15 protein-coding genes are annotated in these 19,125 nt (G+C 62.4%); 12 read left to right on the top strand and 3 right to left on the bottom strand.

Annotated elements, in window-relative coordinates; translation table 11 throughout:
• The first annotated feature begins 25 nt into the window (after positions 1-25).
• The 7 genes from apaG to M2D63_RS10660 all read left to right on the top strand — a co-directional run bounded on the left by apaG (position 26) and on the right by M2D63_RS10660 (position 8,052).
• On the top strand, positions 26-406 hold the full coding sequence (gene apaG / locus M2D63_RS10690) for a Co2+/Mg2+ efflux protein ApaG (RefSeq protein ID WP_285862853.1): 381 nt from the start codon (positions 26-28) through the stop codon (positions 404-406).
• A complete protein-coding gene (locus M2D63_RS10685; protein ID WP_285862852.1) occupies positions 406-1,281 on the top strand; it encodes a symmetrical bis(5'-nucleosyl)-tetraphosphatase in 876 nt (291 codons plus the stop codon). The genes apaG and M2D63_RS10685 overlap by 1 nt, the downstream gene beginning before the upstream one ends.
• A 14-nt stretch (positions 1,282-1,295) precedes the next feature.
• Entirely contained in the window at positions 1,296-1,625 is a 330-nt protein-coding gene (glpE, locus tag M2D63_RS10680) for a thiosulfate sulfurtransferase GlpE (RefSeq protein ID WP_285862851.1), read from the top strand.
• Positions 1,626-1,908: 283 nt separating this feature from the next.
• Positions 1,909-3,831, top strand: coding sequence for a PrkA family serine protein kinase (locus M2D63_RS10675; RefSeq protein WP_285862850.1), 1,923 nt, complete (start codon positions 1,909-1,911; stop codon positions 3,829-3,831).
• A 104-nt stretch (positions 3,832-3,935) separates the two neighbouring features.
• Positions 3,936-5,207, top strand: coding sequence for a YeaH/YhbH family protein (locus M2D63_RS10670; protein WP_285862849.1), 1,272 nt, complete (start codon positions 3,936-3,938; stop codon positions 5,205-5,207).
• A complete protein-coding gene (locus M2D63_RS10665) occupies positions 5,204-6,766 on the top strand; it encodes a SpoVR family protein (RefSeq protein WP_285862848.1) in 1,563 nt (520 codons plus the stop codon). The genes M2D63_RS10670 and M2D63_RS10665 overlap by 4 nt, the downstream gene beginning before the upstream one ends.
• 56 nt (positions 6,767-6,822) lie before the next feature.
• Positions 6,823-8,052 carry a multifunctional CCA addition/repair protein gene (locus tag M2D63_RS10660; protein WP_285862846.1) on the top strand — a complete coding sequence of 410 codons (1,230 nt, stop codon included), beginning with the start codon at positions 6,823-6,825 and terminating at the stop codon, positions 8,050-8,052.
• Between the two features lie 51 nt (positions 8,053-8,103).
• On the opposite strand, the gene folK is transcribed toward M2D63_RS10660, so the two are convergent.
• Complete coding sequence (gene folK, locus M2D63_RS10655) at positions 8,104-8,613, bottom strand: 2-amino-4-hydroxy-6-hydroxymethyldihydropteridine diphosphokinase (protein WP_285862845.1); 510 nt, start codon at positions 8,611-8,613, stop codon at positions 8,104-8,106.
• Positions 8,604-8,957, bottom strand: coding sequence for a dihydroneopterin aldolase (gene folB, locus M2D63_RS10650; protein WP_285862844.1), 354 nt, complete (start codon positions 8,955-8,957; stop codon positions 8,604-8,606). Before folB ends, folK begins: the two co-directional genes overlap by 10 nt.
• A 74-nt stretch (positions 8,958-9,031) precedes the next feature.
• On the opposite strand from folB, the gene plsY reads away from it, so the two are divergent.
• The gene (gene plsY / locus M2D63_RS10645) at positions 9,032-9,601 is read left to right on the top strand and encodes a glycerol-3-phosphate 1-O-acyltransferase PlsY (RefSeq protein WP_285862842.1); all 570 of its coding nucleotides are present in this window, start codon (positions 9,032-9,034) and stop codon (positions 9,599-9,601) included.
• Positions 9,602-9,624: 23 nt separating this feature from the next.
• Here plsY and tsaD read toward each other — a convergent pair whose 3' ends face one another.
• Positions 9,625-10,650, bottom strand: coding sequence for a tRNA (adenosine(37)-N6)-threonylcarbamoyltransferase complex transferase subunit TsaD (tsaD, locus tag M2D63_RS10640; RefSeq protein ID WP_285862841.1), 1,026 nt, complete (start codon positions 10,648-10,650; stop codon positions 9,625-9,627).
• Positions 10,651-10,852: 202 nt separating this feature from the next.
• Here tsaD and rpsU point away from each other — a divergent pair, with 202 nt between their 5' ends.
• From rpsU to M2D63_RS10620, 4 genes are all read left to right on the top strand, one after another.
• Entirely contained in the window at positions 10,853-11,068 is a 216-nt protein-coding gene (gene rpsU / locus M2D63_RS10635; protein ID WP_002551877.1) for a 30S ribosomal protein S21, read from the top strand.
• A gap of 304 nt (positions 11,069-11,372) precedes the next feature.
• Positions 11,373-13,343 carry a DNA primase gene (gene dnaG, locus M2D63_RS10630; RefSeq protein WP_285862839.1) on the top strand — a complete coding sequence of 657 codons (1,971 nt, stop codon included), beginning with the start codon at positions 11,373-11,375 and terminating at the stop codon, positions 13,341-13,343.
• Between the two features lie 67 nt (positions 13,344-13,410).
• Positions 13,411-15,261, top strand: coding sequence for an RNA polymerase sigma factor RpoD (gene rpoD / locus M2D63_RS10625; protein WP_285862838.1), 1,851 nt, complete (start codon positions 13,411-13,413; stop codon positions 15,259-15,261).
• A 108-nt stretch (positions 15,262-15,369) separates the two neighbouring features.
• On the top strand, positions 15,370-19,113 hold the full coding sequence (locus M2D63_RS10620) for a bifunctional diguanylate cyclase/phosphodiesterase (protein ID WP_285862837.1): 3,744 nt from the start codon (positions 15,370-15,372) through the stop codon (positions 19,111-19,113).
• Positions 19,114-19,125 lie beyond the last annotated feature (12 nt).

The following is a 19,125-nucleotide window of genomic DNA, read 5'->3' as shown; positions in this document are numbered from 1 at the left end:
TGCGTCTGTTTCCAAGGCCCCTTGCATGTCAGATCCCCGCTATCAGATCGACGTCAGTGTCGTGACCCGCTTTCTCAAAGAACAATCCGATCCTGAAAACGACCGTTTCGCCTTCGCCTACACCATCACCGTGCAGAACAACGGGTCGCTTACGGCCAAGCTGTTGTCCCGTCACTGGCTGATCACCAACGGTGACGGCCAGGTCGAAGAAGTGCGTGGTGCCGGCGTGATCGGCCAGCAGCCGCTGATCGAGCCCGGCAAGAGCCACACCTACAGCAGTGGCGCGGTGATCAGCACCCGGGTCGGGACCATGCAGGGCAGCTACCAGATGTTCGCCGAAGACGGTAAGCGCTTCGACGCCGTCATCGCCCCCTTCCGCCTGGCCGTGCCCGGAGCGCTGCACTGATGGCGGTGTACGCCGTCGGCGACCTGCAAGGCTGCCTGCAACCGCTCAAATGCCTGCTGGAACGGGTCAGGTTCAACCCGGCCGTCGACCGTCTGTGGCTGGTCGGCGACCTGGTCAACCGCGGCCCGGAGTCGCTGGAGACCCTGCGTTTTCTCTATTCGATCCGCGATTCGCTGGTGTGCGTGCTGGGCAACCATGACCTGCACCTGCTGGCGGCCTGGCACAACATCGAGCGCCTGAAAAAGAGCGACACCCTGCGCGAGATCATCGAGGCCCCGGACGCCGCCGACTTGCTCGACTGGCTGCGTCGGCAGAAGCTCCTGCATTACGACGAGCAGCGCGGCGTGGTCCTGGTGCATGCCGGCATCCCGCCGCAATGGACCCTGGGCAAGGCCCTGGCGCTGGCGGCCGAGGTGGAAGAGGTGCTGCACGACGACAACCGCCTCAAGCCCTACCTCGATGGCATGTACGGCAATGAGCCGAACAAGTGGAGCAAGGACCTCAGCGGCGTGACACGCCTGCGGGTGATCACCAACTACTTCACCCGCATGCGCTTCTGCACCAGCGAGGGCAAGCTCGACCTCAAGGGCAAGGAAGGCGTTGAAACCGCCCCGCCGGGCTACAAGCCCTGGTTTGCGCACAAGGGCCGTCGCTCGCGCCATGTGAAGATCCTCTTCGGCCACTGGGCGGCCCTGGAAGGACGCTGCAAGGAGCCCGGGGTCGTCGCCCTGGACACCGGCTGCGTCTGGGGCGGGGCCATGACCCTGTACAACGTCGACAGCGGTGAATTCCATCGTTGCGAGTGCAATGACCAGGGCGCCGTACGGCCCCAGCCAGCAGCGCCACAACCAGATAGAATGAACGACCAGTCCTGAAGGAAACCGTACCCATGAGCGAATTCAAACGCATCCCTCCCGAGCAGGCCCAGGCCCTGCGCGAACAAGGTGCGGTCGTGGTCGATATTCGCGACCCGCAAGCCTATGCCGCCGGCCATATCACTGGCGCGAAGCACCTGGACAACCACTCGGTGGCGGAATTCATCCGCAATGCCGACCTCGACGCACCGACAGTCGTGGTCTGCTACCACGGCAACTCGAGCCAGAGCGCCGCGGCCTACCTGATCGGCCAGGGCTTCTCCGACGTCTACAGCCTCGACGGCGGCTTCGAGCTGTGGCGCGGCAGCTACCCTGCCGAAACCGCTCAAGGCTCTGCCGAATAATTTTTTTCAATTCCTGCAGCCCGCGTCCCGTGCGGGCTTGCGCCTGACCTGACGAACGGTCGCCGGCAACAATTCATCCAACGGCCCTTGACCTCGCCGAGAACGAACTATCCTTAAGCCCAGGCCATCCAAAAAAGGGGAGAGCCGGTACACCGGCGTGCGGGTCATCGGTAGCGACTTTACAGGTGTTCTGGGGGGTATACAGCAATCGGCAGTGCCGATTGCATGCCAGCATCAGCTGACTGATCCGGCGTCGGCTCCACGTATCGAGCGAGGTGACGTCATGAGTATTTTTAGCCACTTCCAACAACGTTTCGAGTCCACCCGTCAGGAAGAACTCTCGCTGCAAGAGTATCTCGAACTCTGCAAGAGCGATCGCAGTGCTTATGCCTCGGCAGCCGAACGCCTGTTGATGGCTATCGGCGAGCCGGAGCTGGTCGACACCTCGCACAATTCAAGGCTGTCGCGGATTTTCTCGAACAAGGTGATCCGTCGCTATCCGGCCTTTGAAGACTTCCATGGCATGGAAGAATGCATCGACCAGATCGTCTCCTACTTCCGCCATGCCGCTCAGGGCCTGGAAGAGAAGAAGCAGATCCTCTATTTACTCGGCCCGGTGGGGGGCGGTAAATCCTCGCTGGCTGAAAAACTCAAGCAACTGATGGAGAAGGTGCCCTTCTATGCCATCAAGGGCTCGCCGGTCTTCGAGTCGCCCCTGGGGCTGTTCAACGCCACCGAAGATGGCGCCATTCTCGAAGAAGACTTCGGCATTCCACGGCGCTACCTGAACACCATCATGTCGCCCTGGGCGACCAAGCGACTGGCCGAGTTCGGCGGCGACATCAGCCAGTTCAAGGTGGTCAAGCTGTACCCCTCGATCCTCAACCAGATCGCCGTGGCCAAGACCGAACCGGGTGACGAGAACAACCAGGACATCTCCGCCCTGGTGGGCAAGGTCGATATCCGCAAGCTCGAAGAATATCCACAGAACGACGCCGACGCCTACAGCTACTCGGGCGCCCTGTGCCGGGCCAACCAGGGCCTGATGGAATTCGTCGAGATGTTCAAGGCGCCTATCAAGGTCCTGCACCCGTTGCTGACCGCGACCCAGGAAGGTAACTACAACAGTACCGAAGGCCTGGGTGCGATCCCCTACTCCGGCATCCTGCTGGCGCACTCCAACGAATCGGAATGGCACAGCTTCCGCAACAACAAGAACAACGAGGCCTTCATCGACCGGATCTACATCGTCAAGGTGCCGTACTGCCTGCGCGTCAGCGACGAGATCAAGATCTACGACAAGCTGCTGTTCAACAGCTCGCTGGCCAAGGCCCATTGCGCTCCCGACACCCTGAAGATGCTCGCCCAGTTCACCGTGCTGTCGCGCCTCAAGGAGCCGGAAAACTCGAACATCTACTCGAAAATGCGGGTCTACGACGGCGAAAACCTCAAGGACACCGATCCGAAGGCCAAGTCGATCCAGGAGTACCGCGACGCCGCCGGTGTCGATGAAGGGATGAACGGCCTGTCGACCCGCTTCGCCTTCAAGATCCTGTCGAAGGTCTTCAACTTCGACCCCCATGAGATCGCCGCCAACCCGGTACACCTGCTGTACGTGCTGGAACAGCAGATCGAACAGGAACAGTTCCCGGCCGAGGTGCGCGAACGCTACCTGCGCTACCTGAAGGAATACCTGGCGCCGCGCTACATCGAGTTCATCGGCAAGGAAATCCAGACCGCCTACCTGGAGTCCTACAGCGAGTACGGCCAGAACATCTTCGACCGCTACGTGCTGTACGCCGACTTCTGGATTCAGGACCAGGAATACCGCGATCCGGAAACCGGCGAGATCCTCAACCGCATCGCCCTCAACGAGGAGCTGGAGAAGATCGAGAAACCGGCGGGCATCAGCAATCCGAAGGATTTCCGCAACGAGATCGTCAACTTCGTCCTGCGTGCCCGGGCCAACAACAATGGCAAGAACCCGACCTGGCTCAGCTACGAGAAGCTGCGGGTGGTGATCGAGAAGAAAATGTTCTCCAACACCGAAGACCTGCTGCCGGTCATCAGCTTCAACGCCAAGGCCAGCAAAGAGGATCAGCAAAAACACAACGACTTCGTCACCCGCATGGTGGAACGCGGTTACACAGACAAGCAAGTTCGGCTGCTCTCGGAATGGTACCTGCGAGTCAGAAAATCGCAGTGACCGAGCTGTAAGTGGCAAGCCGCAAGCTCCCGGCCAGGCACCGGCACATCGCCTGGCACGGCTTGCGGCTTGAAGCTTGAGTCTTCAGCTCCCCGGAGGGGCCTATGAGCTATGTGATCGACCGACGCCTGAACGGCAAGAACAAGAGCACGGTCAACCGCCAGCGCTTTTTGCGGCGTTACCGTGACCACATCAAGAAAGCCGTCGAGGAGGCCGTGAGTCGCCGCTCCATCACCGACATGGAGCATGGCGAACAGATCAGCATCCCCGGTCGCGACATCGACGAACCGGTGCTGCACCATGGCCGCGGCGGCAAGCAGACCATCGTGCACCCGGGCAACAAGGAATTCACCGCTGGCGAGCATATCGCCCGGCCCCAGGGCGGTGGCGGCGGGGGTGGCCGCGGCAAGGCGGGCAACTCCGGCGAAGGCATGGATGAGTTCGTGTTCCAGATCACCCAGGAGGAGTTTCTCGAATTCATGTTCGAGGACCTCGAGCTGCCCAACCTGGTCAAACGTCACCTGGCCGGTACCGACACCTTCAAGACCGTACGTGCCGGTATCAGCAACGAAGGCAATCCATCCCGGATCAACATCATTCGCACCCTGCGTTCGGCCCATGCCCGGCGCATCGCCCTGTCCGGCAGCAGCCGCGCCAAACTGCGCGCCGCCCAGGAGGAACTGGAGCGGCTGAAACGCGAAGAGCCAGACAACTTCGGCGATATCCAGGAAATCGAAGCGGAAATCGCGCGTTTGAGCGCGCGCATCAACCGCGTGCCGTTCCTCGACACCTTCGACCTCAAGTACAACCTGCTGGTCAAGCAGCCCAACCCCAGCTCCAAAGCGGTGATGTTCTGCCTGATGGACGTTTCCGGGTCGATGACCCAGGCCACCAAGGACATCGCCAAGCGCTTCTTCATCCTTCTGTACCTGTTCCTCAAGCGCAACTACGACAAGATCGAAGTGGTGTTCATTCGCCATCACACCAGCGCCCGCGAAGTCGACGAAGAGGAGTTCTTCTACTCCCGGGAAACCGGCGGCACCATCGTCTCCAGCGCCCTGAAGCTGATGCAGGAAATCATGGCCGAACGCTACCCGGCCAATGAGTGGAACATCTACGCGGCCCAGGCGTCCGACGGGGACAACTGGAACGACGACTCACCGATCTGCCGCGAGATCCTGACCAAGCAGATCATGCCGTTCGTCCAGTACTACACTTATGTCGAGATCACCCCTCGCGAACATCAGGCATTGTGGTTCGAGTACGAACGCATCGGCGAAGCCTTTGCCGATACGTTCGCCCAGCAACAGTTGGTGTCGGCCGGCGATATCTATCCGGTCTTCCGTGAACTCTTCCAGCGCAGGTTAGCGACATGACCGCCAGAGAGCAGAAGCGCCACCCCCTTTCCACCGGGTCCGAATGGACATTCGAACTGATCCAGGCCTATGACCGGGAAATCAGCCGCCTGGCCGAGCGCTATGCCCTGGACACCTACCCCAACCAGATCGAAGTGATCACCGCCGAGCAGATGATGGATGCCTACGCCTCCGTCGGCATGCCCCTGGGCTATCACCACTGGTCCTATGGCAAACACTTCCTCAGCACCGAGAAATCCTATAGCCGTGGGCAGATGGGCCTGGCCTACGAGATCGTGATCAACTCCGATCCCTGCATCGCCTACCTGATGGAAGAAAACACCATGTGCATGCAGGCACTGGTGGTTGCCCATGCCTGCTACGGGCACAACAGCTTCTTCAAGGGCAACTACCTGTTCCGCACCTGGACCGACGCCAGCTCGATCATCGATTACCTGGTGTTCGCCAAGCAGTACATCACCCAGTGCGAAGAGCGCCATGGCATCGATGCGGTCGAGGACCTGCTCGATTCCTGCCACGCCCTGATGAACTATGGCGTGGACCGCTACAAACGGCCCTACCCGATTTCCGCCGAAGAGGAGCGGCGGCGGCAGAAAGAGCGCGAAGAGCACCTGCAAAAGCAGATCAACGACCTGTGGCGCACCATCCCCAAGGGTGCCGACAAGAACAGCGAACGGGACAACGCGCGCTTTCCGGCCGAACCCCAGGAGAACATCCTCTACTTCATCGAGAAGCATGCCCCGCTGCTCGAACCCTGGCAGCGCGAGGTCGTGCGCATCGTGCGCAAGATCGCCCAATACTTCTACCCGCAACGCCAGACCCAGGTGATGAACGAGGGCTGGGCCACCTTCTGGCACTACACCCTGATGAACGACCTGTACGACGAAGGCCTGGTCACCGAAGGCTTCATGATGGAGTTCCTGCAGTCACACACCAGCGTGGTGTTCCAGCCCGGCTTCGACAGCCCCTACTACAGCGGCATCAACCCTTATGCACTGGGCTTTGCCATGTACCGCGACATCCGTCGCATGTGCGAGCATCCCACCGAGGAGGATCGCCGCTGGTTCCCCGATATCGCCGGCAGCGACTGGCTGTCGACCATCAAGTTCGCCATGAGCAGCTTCAAGGATGAGAGCTTCATCCTGCAGTACCTGTCACCCACCGTGATCCGCGACCTCAAGCTGTTCAGCATCCTCGATGACGACCAGCGCGAAGACCTGCTGGTGCCGGCCATCCACGACGAGGGCGGCTACCGGATCATCCGTGAAACCCTGGCGGCCCAGTACAACCTGGGCAACCGTGAACCCAACGTGCAGATCTGGAGCATCGACCGCCGTGGCGACCGCTCGCTGACCCTGCGCCACCAGCAACACGACCGCAAGCCACTGGGCGACTCCACCGAAGAGGTGCTCAAGCACCTGCATCGCCTCTGGGGCTTCGATATCCACCTGGAGACGCTGCAAGGCGACCAGATCATGAAAACCCACCACGTGCCGCCACGGGGCGAGCACGGCGAAGCAGACTACGGTCGCATGGACCTGGCCGTGGTGCACCTCTAGACCAGCCCTCCGTTGCTGCCAGACAGGTTATCCTGTGGCATCAACGGAGGTTTTTCATGCAGATCTACAAAGTCGGCGGCGCCGTGCGCGACCGCTTGCTCGGCCGAACGGTCAGTGACATCGATTGGGTCGTGGTCGGCGCCACGGCGCAAGAGATGCAAGCGCTGGGCTATCGGCCCGTAGGCGCCGATTTCCCGGTGTTCCTGCATCCGCACAGCGGCGAGGAATATGCCCTGGCGCGCACCGAGCGCAAGAGCGGCCACGGCTACGGTGGTTTCACGTTCCACGCCAGCCCCGAGGTAACCCTCGAAGAAGACCTGATCCGTCGCGACCTGACCATCAACGCCATGGCCGAGGACGAACAGGGCAGGGTCTACGACCCCTATCACGGCCAGAAAGACCTAGAATCCCGAATCTTGCGCCATGTTTCCCCGGCGTTTGCCGAAGATCCCTTGCGCGTACTGCGCGTCGCGCGCTTCGCTGCCCGCTACGCCGGGCTGGGGTTCAGGGTAGCCCCGCAAACGATCGAGCTGATGCGTCAGCTCAGCGGTTCCGGCGAGCTCCAGGCGCTGACCGCCGAGCGCAGCTGGAAGGAAATCGCCCGGGCGCTGATGGAGGATCAACCCCAGGTGTTCATCCAGGTGCTGCGTGACTGCGGCGCCCTCAAGGAGTTGATGCCCGAACTCGACGCACTGTTCGGCGTGCCGCAACCTGAGGCCCATCACCCGGAGATCGACACGGGCCTGCATACCCTGTCGGTGCTGGAGCAGGCCGCCCGGCACCAGCAGCCCCTGAGCGTGCGCTGGGCCTGTTTGCTGCATGACCTGGGCAAAGGCCTTACCCCCGAAGAGGAATGGCCACGGCACATCGCTCACGAGCAGCGCGGGCTGAAGCTGATCAAGGCAGTGAACCAGCGCTTCAAGGCGCCACGGGAGTGCCAGGAACTGGCCCTGCTGGTCGGTGAGTACCACACCCATTGCCATCGCGCCCTGGAGCTCAAGGCCTCGACCCTGCTCGAACTGCTGCAGAGCTTCGATGTCTATCGGCGCCCGCAGCGCTTCGAGGAATTCATCGCCGCCTGCGAGATGGACGCACGCGGGCGCAAGGGACTGGAACAGCGGGATTATCCACAGGCCGATTACCTGCGCGGGGCCGCGGCGGCAGCACGGGCGGTGCAGGTGCAGCCGCTGGTGCAGCAAGGGCTGACCGGGCAGGCACTGGGGGAAGCACTCAAGGGCGAGCGCCTGAAGGCGCTGAAGGCCTACAGGGACGCTGCCAGGGGCTGAATCATCGCGGGGTAGGAGCGGGCTTGCCCCGCGATGGAATACGACACGGACTCAGATAGCGGTCAGCTGTTGTCCGCGCCACTCGAATGGCACCGGCGCAAGCACCTGGTCGATCCGCGCCTCCTCCCACAGCTGGCTCATGCTCTTGCCTGCCCCCGGATGCACCAGTTGCGGCGCAATCAACGACAGCGGCCAGAGTACGAAGGCATTCTTGAGAATTTCGGCCCTGGGCAACACCAGCCCGTCGAAGGTGCCGTGCAGATCGTTGTACATCAGCACATCGATATCCAGCGGCAAGCCTTTGCGCTCAGGGGCGTAGCGGCCGTTGTCGGCCTCGATGAACTTGAGCCGGCGATCCAGCTCTATCAGCGGCAACGCGGTCAGCCCGGTGACCACCAGGTTGAAAAACGGACCACTCTTGATTCCTACGGCCTGGCTCTCGAACACCGCCGAACAGTGCATGTCGGTCAGCAGGCCGGCCAGCGCCTCAAGCCCCGCACACAGGTGCCGCTCGCGCTCGACATTGCTGCCGAGGCCAAGGTAAACCCGGTTCAGAGACATCCGCGCTCGATCTCCACGCCCACGCCGGTGGCGGCCGGGATGGCGCCAGGCTTGGTCAGCTTGAGGCTCAGCCAGGGGATCTGGAATTCGCTCATCAGCACCGCGGCCAGGCGCTCGGCGAAGGTCTCCACCAGCTCGAACTCGGCCTGCTCGGCAAATGCCTGGATACGGGCCGTGACGCTGGCGTAGTCCAGGGCCAGGGTCAGGTCGTCGCCCGCTGCCGCCGGGCGGTTGTCCCAGGCAAAACGCAGGTCTAGACGCAGGCACTGGCGAATGCCACGCTCCCAGTCATAGGCACCGATCACGGTATCGACTTCCAGGCCTTCGATGAACACTCTGTCCAAGCACTTCTCTCCACTGCACGACAAGGGCGACTGGCGCCGTTAGAATCAGGGCGTCCTCGCCCGGAATAGTTAGCATGTTTTGGTTACTGGCGCTGCTCGCCTACCTGCTCGGCTCGCTGTCCTTCGCCATTGTCCTGAGCCGCCTCAATGGCAGCCCGGACCCACGCATGAGCGGTTCAGGCAATGCCGGAGCAACCAACATGCTGCGCCTGGCCGGCCGCAAGCTGGCGGTCCTGACCCTGCTGGGCGACCTGTGCAAGGGCCTGCTGCCCGTGCTGATCGCCCATCTTGCCGGCCTCGACCTGCAACAACAGGCCTGGATCGGCTTGTGCGCGGTGATCGGCCACCTGTTCCCATTGTACTTTTGCTTTCGCGGCGGCAAAGGTGTCGCCACCGCCGCCGGCATGCTGCTGGGGCTCTACCCCCCTGCCGCACTGCTGGCCATCAGCGCCTGGCTGCTGACCTTCTACCTGACCCGCACAAGCTCCCTGGCCGCACTGATCGCCACGCCCCTGACCCTGCCACTGCTGGCCTGGCGCGAGCCTGCGGCGCTGCTGCCGATCAGCGTGTTGACCGTGCTGATCGTCTGGCGCCACCGCGGCAATCTACGCGACCTTTTTGCCGGTCGCGAACGGCATTTCTGAATCCACGGCATGCGCCGGACTCATCACAGCGGTGCCAGTTGCTCCATCGGCCAGCGCGCATGCACGCTGATCGCCAGGCTTTCCTGCTGCCCCGCCGCCAGGCGCTGGCAACCGGCATAAGCGATCATGGCGCCGTTGTCGGTGCAAAACTGCGGACGGGCGTAGTACACATTGCCCTTGATGCCCGCCAGCATCTCTTCCAACGAGGCACGCAGGGCCTTGTTGGCACTGACGCCGCCAGCGATCACCAGACGCTTGAGGCCGGTCTGCTTCAGGGCCCGCTTGCACTTGATGGTCAGAGTCTCCACCACCGCCTGCTGGAAGGCCAGCGACACGTCGCAACGTGTTTGTTCGCCGTCGTCTCCAGACTGCTGGCATTGCTGCCAGGTGTTCAGGGCGAAGGTCTTCAGGCCGCTGAAGCTGAAATCCAGGCCCGGCCGGTCGGTCATCGGCCGCGGGAAGACGAAACGCCCGGCAACGCCCTGGGTCGCCAGGCGAGCGATTTCCGGGCCGCCCGGGTAATTCAGGCCCATCAGCTTGGCGGTCTTGTCGAACGCCTCGCCCGCCGCATCGTCGAGGGTTTCGCCGAGCAGCTCATAACGGCCGATACCGTCCACCCGCACCAGTTGCGTATGGCCGCCGGACACCAGCAAGGCGACGAACGGAAACTCCGGCGGCTGCTCTTCGAGCATCGGCGCCAACAGGTGCCCTTCCATGTGATGCACGCCCAGCGCCGGGATACCCCAGGCGAACGCCAGGGCCTGGGCACAGGAGGCGCCCACCAGCAGTGCACCGACCAGGCCGGGGCCTGCGGTGTAGGCAATGGCATCGATCTCGGTGGCCACGCAGCCGGCCTCGTCCAGCACCTGGCGGATCAACGGTAGCATGCGCTTGACGTGATCACGCGAGGCCAGCTCCGGCACCACGCCGCCATAGACGCGGTGCAGGTCGATCTGACTGAACAGCGCATCGGCCAGCAGGCCGCGTTCGCTGTCGTATAATGCGACGCCGGTTTCGTCGCAGGATGTTTCCAATCCCAGTACTAGCATGGGTCTGCGCCTTGTGGAGGCTGAATTCGAAGCCGCGCATGATAGTCGCCACTCCGGGTGCCGACCAGCGGTTTTCGATCAGAGGCTTTGCATTCCGGCTGGCTAAGGGTTAACATCCGCAACCCTTAAAAACCGACGTTCTCCAGTGCACAGTTTTGCCACGAGTTCGTTGACCCCCGGTAATGAATGAAGGTAGCTCTGGATGCCAGCCGTCAAAGTTAAAGAGAATGAACCCTTCGACGTAGCTCTGCGTCGTTTCAAGCGCTCCTGCGAAAAAGCCGGTGTTCTGGCTGAAGTTCGTAGCCGCGAATTTTACGAGAAGCCGACTTCCGAGCGTAAGCGCAAGGCAGCAGCCGCTGTCAAACGTCACGCCAAGAAAGTTCAGCGCGAACAGCGCCGCGCCGTTCGTCTGTACTAATACAGACGCTCGACGCAAGCTTCTGCCTCGCCCGGCCCAAAGCCGGGCTGCCGGCAGATGCCGCTTTACCCTCGGGTCCCCGGACCGGAGGCGTCCCGTTACCCTGTAATGCGGACAACCTGCCCGAATCGTCAGAACTGGCCTCAACGCCAGCTGTGCACGTCGTTACTGACGAGCCCTCACCGGCTGCAGACGAGCACGTCTTTCCGAATTTTGTGTTACGCCATTCGACATCGCTCGAACGCGCCGTCGTTCCTGCAGCATTAGCGATTACACTTGTTTATCGCCTGATGACGAGAAAGCCATGGCCGGGCTGATCCCCCAGAGTTTCATCGACGACCTCCTCAACCGTACCGACATCGTCGATGTGGTGAGCTCGCGCGTGCAACTGAAAAAGGCCGGCAAGAACCTCACCGCCTGTTGCCCGTTCCACAAGGAAAAAACCCCCTCCTTCAGCGTCAGCCCCGACAAGCAGTTCTATTACTGCTTTGGCTGCGGCGCCGGCGGCAACGCCCTTGGCTTCATCATGGACCACGACAACCTGGACTTCCCCCAGGCGGTCGAGGAACTGGCCAAGGCCGCCGGCATGGAGGTGCCCCGCGAGGAAGGCGGACGCGGGCACAAGCCTCGCCAACCGGTCGACTCGCCGCTCTACCCGCTGCTGGAGGCCGCCGCCGAGTTCTATCGCCAGGCGCTGAAAAGCCACCCGACGCGCCGCTCGGCCGTGGAATACCTCAAGGGTCGCGGCCTGTCCGGTGAAATCGCCCGCGACTTCGGCCTGGGTTACGCCCCGCCGGGCTGGGACAACCTGTTCAAGCACCTGAGCAGCGACACGTTGCAACAGAAGGCCATGATCGACGCCGGCCTGCTGATCGAGAACGCCGAAACCGGCAAGCGCTACGACCGCTTCCGCGACCGGGTCATGTTCCCGATCCGCGACAGCCGTGGCCGGGTCATCGCCTTCGGTGGCCGGGTGCTGGGCGACGACAAGCCCAAGTACCTGAACTCCCCGGAAACCCCGGTGTTCCACAAGGGCCAGGAGCTGTACGGGCTGTTCGAGGCGCGCAAGTTCAACCGCAACCTCGATGAAATCATCGTGGTCGAAGGCTACATGGACGTCATCGCCCTGGCCCAGCAAGGCTTGCGCAACGCGGTGGCGACCCTGGGCACGGCCACCAGCGAAGAGCACCTCAAGCGCCTGTTTCGCGTGGTGCCCAGCGTATTGTTCTGCTTCGACGGCGACCAGGCCGGCCGCAACGCCGCCTGGCGCGCCCTGGAGTCGACCCTGTCGAGCCTGCAGGATGGCCGCAAGGCGCGCTTCCTGTTCCTGCCCGAAGGCGAAGACCCGGATACCCTGATCCGCGCCGAAGGCACCGATGCCTTCCGCGCCCGGATCAACCAGCACGCCCAGCCCCTGGCCGACTATTTCTTCCAGCAGCTGACCGAGGAAGCCGACCCGCGCTCGCTCGAGGGCAAGGCGCACATGGCCACCCTGGCAGCACCGTTGATCGAAAAAGTGCCCGGCGCCAACCTGCGCGCACTGATGCGCAATCGGCTCAAGGAAATCACCGGGCTGGACAACCAGCAGGTCGAGCAACTGAGCCACAGTGCGCCGGTCGAAGCGCCGCCCAGCTACGACCCCGGCATCGATTACGACGCCATTCCCGACTACGCCCCGGATTACGGCGACTTTCACCAGCCGGAGTACGCGCCGCCCCAGCAGCAGTGGACGCCGAACAAGGGCGGCAAGAAGAAATGGGACGGCAAGCCGTGGGACAAGAAAGGCAAGCCCTGGGAGCGCAACGGCCAGCGCCAGGACGCCCCGCCGCGGGTGCCGACCTCGGTGGAACCGCCGACCTTGAGCGCCCTGCGCACCCTGCTGCACCATCCGCAGCTGGCCAAGAAGGTCGAGGATGCCGGCCATTTCGCCGCCGAGGAACACGTCTACGCCCAGCTGCTGGTGGCCCTGCTCGAGGCCCTGCAAAAGAATCCTGAGCTACGCTCACTACAGTTGATCGCACGCTGGCACGGCACCGAACAAGGGCGTCTGCTGCGAGCACTGGCGGAAAAGGAATGGCTGATCGATGCCGACAACCTTGAACAACAGTTTTTCGACACTATAACTAGCTTGTCCGCTCGCCAACGCGAGCGCAGCCTGGAACATCTGCTCAGGAAAGCACGTCAAAGTGAGTTGAGCGCAGAGGAAAAAAATCAGCTGCGTGACCTGCTAAGCCGGAATGTTCCCGCACAAACCCCGACCTCAACTGGCGCGTGAGGTCCATGCTCGGGTATAATCCTCGGCTTGTTTTTTGCCCGCCAAGACCTTCAGTGGATAGGGTGTTATGTCCGGAAAAGCGCAACAGCAGTCTCGCATCAAAGAGTTGATCACCCGCGGCCGTGAGCAGGGCTACCTGACTTACGCGGAGGTCAACGACCACCTGCCAGAGGATATTTCAGATCCGGAGCAGGTGGAAGACATCATCCGCATGATCAACGACATGGGGATCAACGTATTCGAGAGTGCTCCGGATGCGGATGCCCTTTTGTTGGCCGAAGCCGACACCGACGAAGCCGCAGCTGAAGAAGCCGCCGCTGCGTTGGCGGCTGTGGAAACCGATATCGGTCGCACGACAGACCCGGTGCGCATGTACATGCGCGAAATGGGTACCGTCGAGCTGCTGACCCGTGAAGGCGAGATCGAAATCGCCAAGCGTATCGAAGAAGGTATCCGTGAAGTCATGGGCGCCATCGCCCACTTCCCCGGTACCGTCGAGTACATCCTCTCCGAATACGATCGCGTCACCAGCGAAGGTGGCCGCCTGTCCGACGTCCTGAGCGGTTATATCGACCCGGACGATGGCATTGCGCCGCCTGCTGAAGTGCCGCCTCCGCTCGACGCCAAGGCGCCGGCCAAGGCCGAAGCCGACGACGACGAGGACGAAGAGAAAGAAGGTGGCGAGGAAGAGGAAGAGGCCGAAAGCGGTCCCGATCCGGAAGTCGCTCGCCAGCGCTTCGGTGCCGTTCAGGAACAACTGCTCGCCACCCTCAAGGTTCTGAAAAAGAACGGCCGCACGCACAAGGACAGCCTCCAGTCGATGCTGGATCTGGCCGAGCTGTTCATGCCGATCAAGCTGGTGCCCAAGCAGTTCGAAGCCCTGGTCGAGCGCGTACGCAGCTCCCTTGACCGCCTGCGTCAGCAAGAGCGCGCGATCATGCAGCTGTGCGTCCGTGATGCACGCATGCCGCGTGCCGACTTCCTGCGTCTGTTCCCGAGCAACGAAATCGACCAGACCTGGGCCAGCGACCTGGCCAAGCGCAGCACCAAGTGGGCTGCTGCCCTGGGTGAGAAGAGCGACGCCATCGTGGCCTGCCAGCAGAAGCTGATCGACCTCGAAAGCGAAACCGGCCTGACCATCGCCGAGATCAAGGACATCAACCGTCGCATGTCGATCGGTGAAGCCAAGGCTCGTCGTGCCAAGAAGGAAATGGTCGAGGCCAACCTGCGTCTGGTGATCTCGATCGCCAAGAAGTACACCAACCGCGGCCTGCAGTTCCTCGACCTGATCCAGGAAGGCAACATCGGCCTGATGAAGGCGGTGGACAAGTTCGAATACCGTCGCGGCTACAAGTTCTCGACCTACGCCACCTGGTGGATCCGCCAGGCGATCACCCGTTCGATCGCCGACCAGGCGCGCACCATCCGTATTCCGGTGCACATGATCGAGACGATCAACAAGCTCAACCGTATTTCCCGGCAGATGCTCCAGGAAATGGGCCGTGAACCGACCCCGGAAGAGCTGGGTGAGCGCATGGAAATGCCTGAGGACAAGATCCGCAAGGTATTGAAGATCGCCAAAGAGCCGATCTCCATGGAAACCCCGATCGGTGACGACGAAGATTCGCATCTGGGTGACTTCATCGAAGACTCGACCATGCAGTCGCCAATCGATGTGGCCACGGTCGAAAGCCTCAAGGAAGCGACCCGTGACGTGCTCTCGGGCCTGACCGCACGCGAAGCCAAGGTGCTGCGCATGCGTTTCGGTATCGACATGAACACCGATCACACCCTCGAAGAGGTCGGCAAGCAATTCGACGTGACCCGTGAGCGGATCCGTCAGATTGAAGCCAAGGCGCTGCGCAAGTTGCGCCACCCGACGCGAAGCGAGCACCTGCGCTCCTTCCTCGACGAGTGATGACAAACCCCGGCCCAGGCCGGGGTTTTTCTTGCGCGACAGAAAACATCTGGACCTTCGGCCGACCCGTCTACACTCGAATCAATTCATCTGTGTGACGAGGCCGCTATGCCCAGAATGCCGGCCCTCCTGTTACTGCTCCAGCTGTGCTGGAGCGCAACGGCCGGCGCCCTGACCCTGACCGACGACGAGCACGCCTGGCTCAGCGCCCACCCACAGCTGCGCCTGGGCGTCGACGCGTCCTGGCCACCATTTGAATACCGTGACCAGGATGGCCGCTACCAGGGATTGGCCGCCGATTACATCGCCCTTATCCAGGAACGCCTGGGTGTCAGCTTCAAGCCGGTCGAGCCGAGCAGCTGGACGGCCGTCATGGAGCAGGCACGGCAGAACAAACTGGACCTGCTCCCGGGCATCATGTCGACCCCGGAGCGGCAAAGCTACCTGGCGTTCACCCGCCCCTACCTGGACTTCCCGATCGTCATCCTGGCCCACAAGGGCGGGCCGCAGCCGCGCAATATCAAGGACTTGTACGGGCTGAAAGTCGCCGTGGTGGAAAACTACGCCCCCCATGAGCTGCTGCGCGCCCGTCACCCCGACCTGAACCTGGTCGCCCTGGCCAATGTCAGTTCGGTCCTGCAGGCACTGGCCACCGACGAAGTCGATGCGGTGGTCGGCGACCTTGCTTCCAGCATCTGGAGCCTGCGCCAGCTCAAGCTCGAAGGCCTGTATGTCAGCGGCGAAACCCCGTACCGCTACCAGCTGGCCATGGCCGTGCCCCAGGAACAGAAGATTCTGGTGGGCATCATCGACAAAGTCATGGCTGACATGAGCGCCAGTGAGATCAGCGATATCCAGGAGCGCTGGGTCGGCAAGGTCATCGATCACCGCAATTTGTGGTCCGACCTGCTGGTCTATGGCCTGCCCGGTATCTTGCTGCTGGTGGCCATCCTCGCCGCGGTGATTCGCATCAACCGGCGACTGAGCTCGGAAATTTCCCGCCGCATCGCCCTGGAACAGGAACTGCGCAGCAGCGAATATCACTACCGCGGGCTGGTCGAAAGCCTGTCAGCCATTGCCTGGGAGGCCGATGCCAACGATTTCACCTTCAGCTACGTTTCGCCCCATGCCGAAGACCTGCTCGGTTACCCACTGAGCCAGTGGCGGCGCCCCGGTTTCTGGCGCAGCATCCTCCATCCTGACGACGCCCTCTGGGTCCAGGCCTTTTGCGAAAGCGAAACCGCAGCCGGTCGCGATCACAGCTTCGACTACCGGGTGATCCGCGCCGATGGAGGCCACCTGTGGGTGCGCGACATCGTCAGCCTGATCGAGCACGGGCACAAACCGGTGATGCGCGGGCTGATGATCGATATCAGCGAAACCAAGAATGCCGAAGCCGCCCTGCGCCTGTCCGAACAGAAGTTCGCCTCGGTGTTCCAGCAATGCCCGGATATCCTGCTCATTGCCCGCCTCAGCGACGGCTGCCTGCTGGAAGTCAACGAAGCCTTCGAAGAGCAGATCGGCCTGGGCCCGGAACACGTCATCGGCCGTACGGCCACCGAGCTGAACATCTGGGGCGTCGACGGTGTCGGGCCGAGCCTGCTGCAGCGCCTGCAGACGGGAAGCATCCGCAACCTGGAAACGCTGTTCCGCCGCAGCAACGGCCAGTTGTTCACCGGCCTGATCTCGGCCGAGACCTTCGAACTGGACAACGCCCCCGCCCTGGTGGTGACCGTACGCGACATCAGCCAGCTCAAGGAAACCCAGGAGCAACTGCAAACCTCGGAAGAAAAGTTCGCCAAGGCGTTCCACGCCTCCCCTGACGGCCTGCTGCTGTCGCGCCAGAGCGATGGCTTGCTGCTGGAGGTCAACGAGGGTTTCTGCCGCCTGACCGGTTTCGACGACCACACATCCCTGGACCACACCACCCTGGACCTGGGCATCTGGGTTGACCTGAACGAACGTCGGCGCCTATTGAACATGCTCAAGCGGGACGGTTTCGTCCGCGATTTCAGTTGCCATATCCGTCGCCGCGACGGGCAGATCCGCCTGTGCGAACTTTCCGCCCGGCCGCTGCCGATCGCCGGTGTCGATTGCATGCTGACCATCGCCCGGGACATCACCGAGCGCCACCTGATGCAGGAAAAACTGCAACTGGCTGCCACCGTGTTCGAAAACACCGCTGAAGGTGTATTGATCACCGACACCGAACAGCGCATCAGCGCGGTCAACCGGGCCTTCAGCGAAATCACCGGCTACAGCGAATTCGAAGCCCTGGGCCAGACCCCGCGCCTGCTTGCCTCCGGCCAGCACGACAGCGCCTTCTATGCCGCCATGTGGCACCAACTGACTGCCGAAGGCCACTGGCAGGGCGAGATCCAGAACCGGCGCAAGAACGGCGAGTTGTACCCCAGCTGGCTGACCATCAGTGCCGTGCGCAACAGTGAGCGGGTCATCACCCACTTCGTTGCGGTGTTCGCCGATATCTCCAGCCTCAAGCACGCCCAGGCCAAGCTCGACTACCAGGCCCACCACGACCCGCTGACCGGGCTGCCCAACCGCACCCTGTTCGAGAACCGCCTGCAGGCCGCACTCACCTGCCCGCAGGCTGCCAAGCGCCAGGGCGCGGTGCTGTTCCTGGACCTGGATCGCTTCAAGCACATCAACGACAGCCTCGGCCACCCGGTCGGCGACCTGTTGCTCAAGGGCATTGCCCAGCGCCTGAAGGAACAGGTGCGCGACATCGACACGGTGGCGCGCCTGGGCGGCGACGAATTCATCATTCTCCTGCCGGGCCTGCACCAGCCAAGCGACGCCGAACACATCGCCAATAAACTGCTGGCCTGCTTCAGCGCCCCTTTCCAGGCCGGCGAGCACGAGTTCTTCACCAGCGCCAGCATCGGCACCAGCCTGTACCCACAGGACGGCACCGACGTCGCCTCGCTGATCCGCAATGCCGACGCGGCGATGTACCGCTCCAAGGCCAAGGGCCGAAACCGGGTCGAATCCTATACCCGCGACCTCACGGCCCAGGCCAGCGAACGCATTGCCCTGGAGCACGAACTGCGCCGGGCCATCGAACGTAACGAACTGAGCCTGAGCTACCAGCCCAAGTTCAGCCTGAAAACCCAGAGCCTGGTGGGGGCCGAAGCGCTGATCCGCTGGACCCACCCGCTGTTCGGCGAAGTGCCGCCGGAACACTTCATCAGCCTGGCCGAAGAGAACGGCACGATCCTGCAACTGGGCGACTGGGTGCTGGAACGGGCCTGCCGGCAGATGCAGGCCTGGAAGAAGAACTACCTGGCCTTCGGCCCGCTGTCGATCAACCTGGCCGGCGCCCAACTGCGCCAGCCCAGCCTGGTCAAGCGCATCGACCAGTTGCTCAAGGCCCACCAGCTCAAGGCCGGCGACCTGCAGCTGGAAATCACCGAGAACTTCATCATGAGCCAGGCCGAAGAAGCACTGGCCATCCTCCACCAGCTCAAGCAACTGGGCGTGCAACTGGCCATCGACGACTTCGGCACCGGCTATTCCTCGCTGAGCTACCTCAAGCGCCTGCCGCTGGACATCCTCAAGATCGACCAATCGTTCATACGCGGCCTGCCGGACGACCCCCATGACGCCGCCATCGCCCGGGCGATCATCGCCCTGGGCCGCAGCATGCAGCTGACGATCATTGCCGAAGGCGTGGAGAACCAGGCCCAACAACAATTCCTTGCCGCCGAAGGCTGCGAACAGATCCAGGGTTACATCGTCAGCCTGCCGCTGCCCGCCGAGGAATTCGCCGCGACCTTCCTTCGCATAGCAGTTTCGGATCTTTCGGATAGCACAGCCTGGAAACCCTCGTTATAATCCGCGACCACT

Source organism: Pseudomonas sp. BJa5 (assembly GCF_030272875.2).
Taxonomy (GTDB): Bacteria; Pseudomonadota; Gammaproteobacteria; order Pseudomonadales; family Pseudomonadaceae; genus Aquipseudomonas.
The sequence above is the reverse complement of the archived record's forward strand: the minus strand, read 5'-3'. Positions and strand labels throughout refer to the sequence as shown.

Bases quoted from the DNA above. Each gene is read 5' to 3' on its own strand.
- M2D63_RS10665 (WP_285862848.1), top strand. From the start codon at position 5,204: ATGACCGCCAGAGAGCAGAAGCGCCACCCCCTTTCCACCGGGTCCGAA.
- glpE (WP_285862851.1), top strand. From the start codon at position 1,296: ATGAGCGAATTCAAACGCATCCCTCCCGAGCAGGCCCAGGCCCTGCGC.
- M2D63_RS10670 (WP_285862849.1), top strand. From the start codon at position 3,936: ATGAGCTATGTGATCGACCGACGCCTGAACGGCAAGAACAAGAGCACG.
- dnaG (WP_285862839.1), top strand. From the start codon at position 11,373: ATGGCCGGGCTGATCCCCCAGAGTTTCATCGACGACCTCCTCAACCGT.
- plsY (WP_285862842.1), top strand. From the start codon at position 9,032: ATGTTTTGGTTACTGGCGCTGCTCGCCTACCTGCTCGGCTCGCTGTCC.
- rpoD (WP_285862838.1), top strand. From the start codon at position 13,411: ATGTCCGGAAAAGCGCAACAGCAGTCTCGCATCAAAGAGTTGATCACC.
- M2D63_RS10675 (WP_285862850.1), top strand. From the start codon at position 1,909: ATGAGTATTTTTAGCCACTTCCAACAACGTTTCGAGTCCACCCGTCAG.
- tsaD (WP_285862841.1), bottom strand. From the start codon at position 10,650: ATGCTAGTACTGGGATTGGAAACATCCTGCGACGAAACCGGCGTCGCA.
- folK (WP_285862845.1), bottom strand. From the start codon at position 8,613: ATGTCTCTGAACCGGGTTTACCTTGGCCTCGGCAGCAATGTCGAGCGC.
- M2D63_RS10660 (WP_285862846.1), top strand. From the start codon at position 6,823: ATGCAGATCTACAAAGTCGGCGGCGCCGTGCGCGACCGCTTGCTCGGC.
- M2D63_RS10685 (WP_285862852.1), top strand. From the start codon at position 406: ATGGCGGTGTACGCCGTCGGCGACCTGCAAGGCTGCCTGCAACCGCTC.
- apaG (WP_285862853.1), top strand. From the start codon at position 26: ATGTCAGATCCCCGCTATCAGATCGACGTCAGTGTCGTGACCCGCTTT.
- M2D63_RS10620 (WP_285862837.1), top strand. From the start codon at position 15,370: ATGCCCAGAATGCCGGCCCTCCTGTTACTGCTCCAGCTGTGCTGGAGC.
- rpsU (WP_002551877.1), top strand. From the start codon at position 10,853: ATGCCAGCCGTCAAAGTTAAAGAGAATGAACCCTTCGACGTAGCTCTG.